This is a genomic window from Flavobacterium sp. (assembly GCF_049240005.1).
Lineage (GTDB): Bacteria > Bacteroidota > Bacteroidia > Flavobacteriales > Flavobacteriaceae > Flavobacterium.
On the sequence record NZ_JBMLTK010000037.1, the window covers coordinates 1 to 6345 of the forward strand.

General features: G+C 40.4%; 7 protein-coding genes. 5 read left to right on the plus strand and 2 right to left on the minus strand.

Features of this window, described 5'->3' with window-relative positions; translation table 11 throughout:
• Positions 1 to 625 precede the first annotated feature (625 nt).
• The 4 genes from ACOVQQ_RS03800 to ACOVQQ_RS03815 all read left to right on the plus strand — a co-directional run bounded on the left by ACOVQQ_RS03800 (position 626) and on the right by ACOVQQ_RS03815 (position 4025).
• Complete coding sequence (locus ACOVQQ_RS03800; RefSeq protein ID WP_421817013.1) at positions 626 to 1537, plus strand: ABC transporter substrate-binding protein; 912 nt, start codon at positions 626 to 628, stop codon at positions 1535 to 1537.
• A 223-nt stretch (positions 1538 to 1760) separates the two neighbouring features.
• Positions 1761 to 2588, plus strand: coding sequence for a UDP-2,3-diacylglucosamine diphosphatase (locus ACOVQQ_RS03805; protein WP_421817014.1), 828 nt, complete (start codon positions 1761 to 1763; stop codon positions 2586 to 2588).
• Positions 2589 to 2626: 38 nt separating this feature from the next.
• Positions 2627 to 3451, plus strand: a complete 825-nt coding sequence (locus tag ACOVQQ_RS03810; RefSeq protein ID WP_421817015.1) for a hypothetical protein — start codon at positions 2627 to 2629, stop codon at positions 3449 to 3451.
• Positions 3452 to 3533: 82 nt separating this feature from the next.
• Complete coding sequence (locus ACOVQQ_RS03815; RefSeq protein ID WP_421817016.1) at positions 3534 to 4025, plus strand: hypothetical protein; 492 nt, start codon at positions 3534 to 3536, stop codon at positions 4023 to 4025.
• Between the two features lie 42 nt (positions 4026 to 4067).
• Here ACOVQQ_RS03815 and ACOVQQ_RS03820 read toward each other — a convergent pair whose 3' ends face one another.
• Together ACOVQQ_RS03820 and bshA are read right to left on the minus strand one after the other, a co-directional pair.
• Positions 4068 to 4502 carry a protease complex subunit PrcB family protein gene (locus ACOVQQ_RS03820; RefSeq protein WP_421817017.1) on the minus strand — a complete coding sequence of 145 codons (435 nt, stop codon included), beginning with the start codon at positions 4500 to 4502 and terminating at the stop codon, positions 4068 to 4070.
• Positions 4499 to 5632 carry an N-acetyl-alpha-D-glucosaminyl L-malate synthase BshA gene (gene bshA / locus ACOVQQ_RS03825; protein ID WP_421817018.1) on the minus strand — a complete coding sequence of 378 codons (1134 nt, stop codon included), beginning with the start codon at positions 5630 to 5632 and terminating at the stop codon, positions 4499 to 4501. The genes ACOVQQ_RS03820 and bshA overlap by 4 nt, the downstream gene beginning before the upstream one ends.
• A gap of 264 nt (positions 5633 to 5896) precedes the next feature.
• Here bshA and ACOVQQ_RS03830 point away from each other — a divergent pair, with 264 nt between their 5' ends.
• Positions 5897 to 6241, plus strand: coding sequence for a nuclear transport factor 2 family protein (locus tag ACOVQQ_RS03830; RefSeq protein WP_421817019.1), 345 nt, complete (start codon positions 5897 to 5899; stop codon positions 6239 to 6241).
• Positions 6242 to 6345 lie beyond the last annotated feature (104 nt).

The window sequence follows — 6345 nt, forward strand, 5'->3', positions numbered from 1 at the left end:
GACCACATAGGCACAGAGGTGACATAGTTTGGTAGGGAAAGGAGTTGCACATTTTTGCTGATGCGTGACAATTTTTTGCTTTGGATTTAGAACTGAAATAAGACCACTTTTCTTTATTTCTATTTTTTCGCTTCCGATAGCTATCGGAATTCGCTTTTTTAGCTTTTTTAGCTTTTTACATTCTTACTATTTCATTCCGTTGACCACATAGGCACAGAGGTGACATGGTTGGTAGGGAAAGAAGTTGCGGATTTTGCTGATGCGTGACAGTTTTTTGCTTTGGATTTAGAACTGAAATAAGACCACTTTTCTTTATTTCTATTTTTTCGCTTCCGATAGCTATCGGAATTCTACTTTTTCCATTCTTTCTATTCTTTTTATTTTTCCACTACTTCCGGGTGAGCGATAGCAGCGACATCTTTTTTGGCGTAAATGAGCTTCCACCAAACGTGCGCCAAAAAAATACAGCGGATAGCGCGACGGCGGCCTCGCGACAGGTTAGCGAAGCGGAACGAATGCGCCGCCGGCACCCCATAAAAAAGGTGAACATACCTATCATTTTTGAGGTGGAAATCGGAAAAACTTTTTATCTTCCCGCAACTGTACTTGCAATAAATTAGAGGCTATGACCACACTTAAACTTGCTTTAGATTGGACACCGAATATAAACCACATTGGATTTTTAATTGCCAAAGAATTAGGATTTTATTCGGATAAAGGAATTGATGTTCAGATTGTTAGTCCGCGTGACGACAATTACCAATTAACTCCGGGCAAGAAGCTAGAACTGGATAGAGCCGATTTAGCGATTGCGCCTTTTGAAACCGTTATTAGTTTAAATAATAAGGAAAATAAGGTGAACGCGCGTGCGGTATATGCCATTTTACAAGAAGATTTAAGTTGCATTGTTGCGTTACAATCGTCGGATATTGCTGCGCCGAAAGACCTCGATGGCAAGGTATATTCGTCGTACAATGCGCGTTATGAAGATGCGATTGTACAGCAAATGGTGCTCAACGACGGCGGAACGGGAAGTGTTGTTTTTTCATATCCCGACAAGCTAGAAATTTGGAACTCGCTCCTAAATGGCACTGCCGACGCGACATGGATTTTCGACAATTGGGAAGGAGTTGATGTAAAATTAAAAGATGTAGCGATCAACAAATTTCGAATGGCCGATTATGGAATTCCATACGGTTATTCGCCTGTAGTTTTGGCTAAAAAAGAACGTATTTCAGATGATTATGAGAGTTTTAGCAACTTTGTTACCGCCACAAAAAAGGGATTTTTGTTGGTGAAAGCGCAGCCGGAACAAGCCATTGAAATTTTGAGAAAGTACTTAGTGCCGTACGATTTACAGCACATCGATTTACGGGAATCGCTCGCACGAACGGTTGGTTATTTTGGAGATGAGCAAAGTTGTGGATTTATGAAGCCCGAACGGGTAACAGCTTTTTTGAATTGGTTGGTAGAAAGTAAGTTAGAGCATACAATTATTCTAGAACAAGAATTGTTTACGAACAATTTGTTGCAATAAATGTCTGGAAACCATGGGGCTCGCAATACAGTACCTGAATTGAAGAAGTTTGGATTACAGCACCGAGGTGCTACGTCGATTTAGAAGAAATTGATCGTGAAAACTACTGTGGGAAAAGTTCTTAACATTTAACTTACGCAATCGTAAAATTAAAGCGCTGAGATTTAATATGAAACGGTGGATGTGCTAATATGTGAATGCTTCATTTGCAAAAACGAATTTTGTGAAAAAGCGTCAGATTGATTTGGTGGTAATTTCCGATGTGCACTTAGGAACTTACGGTTGCCACGCTCGAGAATTGTTTACGTATCTGCAATCCATCAAACCTAAAAAACTGATTCTCAATGGCGATATTGTCGACATTTGGCAATTTCGAAAATCGTATTTTCCAAAATATCATTTAAAAGTTATAAAAAAGATCATTGATTTTGCGTCGAAAGGTACGGAAGTGTATTACCTGACGGGAAACCACGACGAGATGCTTCGAAAATTCAGTGATGCGCAAGTGGGATATTTCACCATTGCCGATAAATTGGTGTTGGATCTCGACGGAAAGAAAGCGTGGTTTTTTCACGGCGATGTTTTCGACGCCTCGGTTAATCATGCCAAATGGATTGCTAAGCTCGGCGGTTACGGTTATGATTACCTGATTTTGATGAATCGATGTATCAATTGGGTACTCAAACAACTCGGAAAGGAGCCGTATTCGTTCTCGAAAAAGATAAAAGCGAGCGTAAAAAAAGCAGTAAGTTTTATATCCGATTTCGAAAATGCCGCGACTGAACTAGCAATTGAAAACAAGTACGACTATGTAATTTGCGGACACATTCACGAACCGAAGATCATAACCAAAATGAACAAGATAGGCGCTACGACCTATTTAAATTCAGGTGATTGGATCGAAAATTTAACGGCACTCGAATACCATAAAAAGCGTTGGAAACTCTTTAAATACTCCGAACAGTTCGAACTTCCTCAAGAAAATTTATTCGAAATGGAAGAAGCATTAGAGCCAAAACTTGTTGCCTCGCTCATTTTCAATAAGAAATAAGTTAGATTTGCGTTATTAGCACATCTAATCTTACACAAATGAAAAACACAATTTTGAGTTTGTTTGCTCTCGCTGCGGTAGTTAGCAGCTGCGGATCAGACAATAACAACGACAGCAGTAACAATCCGAGCAACGACAACTATTTGCCGCTTACCGTAGACAATTATTGGAAATACGAAGTAAGTGCTGATAACGCCGTTGTTGGAACTGATTCGCTTTACATTGAAAAAGACACGACAATTAATGCGAACGTGTACAAAAAATTTGCCGCTAATTATCTTGCAACCGAATTGCCATTTGGATTTTTTACGGGCATCATGAACGGAAATTCACTACGTAAAAGTGGCAGTAAATTATTGCTTACTGGAACTACAGGATTAAGCTTATCTGCTGAATTACCAGTAGATGTTGATATCGTTGATTTACCGGTTTTCGACAGCGCTGCAAGCAGTGGAACAGTCGTAGGTTCTAAAAATGGTTCATTTTCTCAAACAATTTCCGGATTTCCCGTAACGGTTACCTATAATTTAACAGCCACTCAGGGAGAAACATTAGCCTCGTACACCGTTCCTGGTGGAGAAAGCTACAGTAATGTGAAATCGGTTGTACTAAAATTGAATCTAGGTGTCGCCGCTTCGTTACAGATTTTCCCAGGAGTTCCGCCAACATCGATTCCCGTTTTGCAGCCTCAAGACGTAGTTGTATCGACTGTTTATTTTGCGAATAATATTGGTATGATTTACGCATCTACAAATATTGCCTACGAATTAGAAGATTTTTCAAGTTTTGGCATTTCACTTCCTATTCCGCAAACGTTCAGTCAAACACAAACCGAAAAGTTAATCGCGCACCAAGTAGAGTAAAGTTTTGTAAGCTTTTTTGGTATTCCTGTAATAGAAAAACTGTTAAAAAAACGGTGATTTGCCTTATCAAAAACAGAATATTATGAAGAACATTTTTTTAACGACTGCCCTAATTGTAGGAACTGCATTCGCCACACAAGCTCAAGACATATCTAAAAACGCACTAGGTTTGCGTTTAGGTGATAACGACGGATTTGGTGGTGAAATATCGTACCAACGCGGATTAGGAGATAACAACCGCTTGGAATTAGACTTAGGTTTTAGAAATAACGACGACTACGATGCATTCAAATTAGTTGGTTTGTATCAATGGGTATGGAACATCGAAGGCGGTTTTAATTGGTATGCCGGAGTGGGTGCAGGTATTGGTAGCTATAGCGCCGATCGCGGTCCGGGATTCAATGATGAAGACGGAACGTTTTTACTTGCCGCAGGTGACATCGGAATTGAATATAACTTCGATATTCCGCTACAACTAGCACTTGATTTCAGACCAGAAATATATTTCGGAGACGAATTCAGAGACGATGATTTCGGCCCGGATTTAGCACTTTCTATTCGATATAGATTCTAAAAAAGTCGGCTTAGGCCGACTTTTTTTATGACTTATTCCTCCCTACTCCACTTCTTTAAAAACCAGAGGTTTCTTACTGTTAATTTGTACAATACAGATTGGATATGTAATTGCCATGGTAACGAACGAATTAGGTTCTGGTTTAGTTTTTTTCACGTACACTTCAATTTCATGATCTGTTTCCTTTACGTTTGTCACCGTAATTCCGTAACCACCACTAGGCTTTTCACCCGCGCTGAGCACCACAAAGGTACTTTGATCAATATTACTTTTATTGATTTTTCGTTTTAACTCCGGATCGTTTTTCAGCAATTCAAATTCTTTTCCGTCGTTTATAATTTCGTAAAATTCAATTTGTGCGCCACCTGTACCTGCTTGCTTCAGAATAGTGAATAAGGGCGCTTTAGCCGATTTGTCTTTTCCCGATCCGCAAGCCAACGCCAGAAACGCCAGGATGAAAACAATAACCTTTTTCATTTTTGTTTTTTTAGTGCCTTTTCATAAATACGTTCATACAGCGGCATTATTGCCGAGATGTCAAATTTTTTCGCATTTTCGAAAGCACGTTCTTTAAACGCTTCCAACACGGCATCGTCTTCCAAAATGCGGACGCCGTTTTCGGCCATCTCTTGCACGTCGCCTACATCACTTAAGTAACCCGAAACGCCGTCAAAGTTAACTTCGGGCAAACCGCCAGAATTACTGCTAATTACCGGAACGCGCCACGCCATCGCTTCTAAAGCCGCTAAACCAAAACTTTCGGTTTCCGAAGGCAACAAAAACAAATCGGTGTAACTTAAAATGCGGTCTATTTCATTGCTGTTTCCAAAGAAAATCACCCGATCCTGAATGCCCAATTGTTCGCACAATTGCTCGGCTTTCACCTTTTCCGGACCGTCGCCAACCATCATCAGTTTCGCAGGTATACGTTGTTGTATCAAGTTAAAAATGGCAATCACATCCGGAATTCGTTTTACTTTTCGGAAGTTACTGATGTGCGTGATAATCCGTTCCGACTTCAACGCCATTGCCGAACGTTTACAAGGGTTCAAAACCAAATCGCGCGCATTTTTCAACTCAATAAAGTTCGGAATCACATGAATTTTCTTTTTTATCTTGAACAGTTCGTACGTTGCATTTTTCAAACTTTCCGAAACCGAAGTAACGTAATCCGATTTATTGATACTAAAGCTAACTGCGGGTTTGTAAAAAGGGTGATTGCCCACTAAGGTAATATCGGTTCCGTGCAAAGTTGTTACCATCGGAATCCGAATACCTTCTTTTTTGAGCATTTGTTTAGCCATATAACCGGCATAAGCGTGCGGAATGGCGTAGTGTACGTGTAAAATTTCGATGTTGTACAACTTGACCATATCTACCAATTTACTCGATAGAGCCAATTCATACGGTTGGTAATGAAAGAGCGGATATTCCGGAACGTTCACCTCATGATAGTGCACGTTTGTTTCGAGTAAGGCCAAACGAACCGGCTGTCGGTACGTAATAAAGTGCACTTCGTGACCTCGGCGCGCTAATTCGAGTCCTAATTCTGTAGCCACCACGCCGCTTCCACCAAAGGTCGGATAGCACACTATTGCAATTTTCATAGTTTACTTTTTTGCAGAGCTAAAGTACGCGATTTTTTTGAAGCTATTCGCGCTTTCCACTGCAAGTCCGCAGCAAAAAAGCCCGTATTTTAGCAGCGGGTTCGGGCTTCTATTGTCGCCCTTCCCTACTGCAAATACGAGGCTTTTTTGCTTTACGGGCTTTCCGTTGCAATCGCGGCTAGGGCAATCGTTACCTACGTATCGTTGTTCAAAAAGCAAGAAAATCAACATTTTTTTTCAACTTGCAGACAAATTGATATGCTGATGTTAAACCATACCAAAACCTGCTTGTTGTATTTGCAATCTTACCAAGAAAAAAACTTAAATGCTGTTGCCGAGCTATTTGCTGAACAAATTATACTACGCGACTGGAATTTGCGTGTCGTTGGTAAAGCTGCGGCTTTAAACGAAACACAAAAAAACTTCGAAGCGGCACAATCGCTTCATATAGAAGTGCTCCACACGTATGAAAATACCAAGAGCGTTGCTGCCGAGCTCATAATCACCGTCAATAACTCCGAAATCCTGCATGTTATCGATGTACTTGATTTCGATGCACAAGGAAAAATCGTAGCTATTCGCGCATATCGCGGTCGCGGCGATGAATGATTTGGAAACTGGTATAAAGAACAGAAATTTTCGCATTTAGTTCCACAAAAAAAATATGTGGAAAACCCGTAATCGTATGTCGATTTTTTTTCAAAACTTCGCCT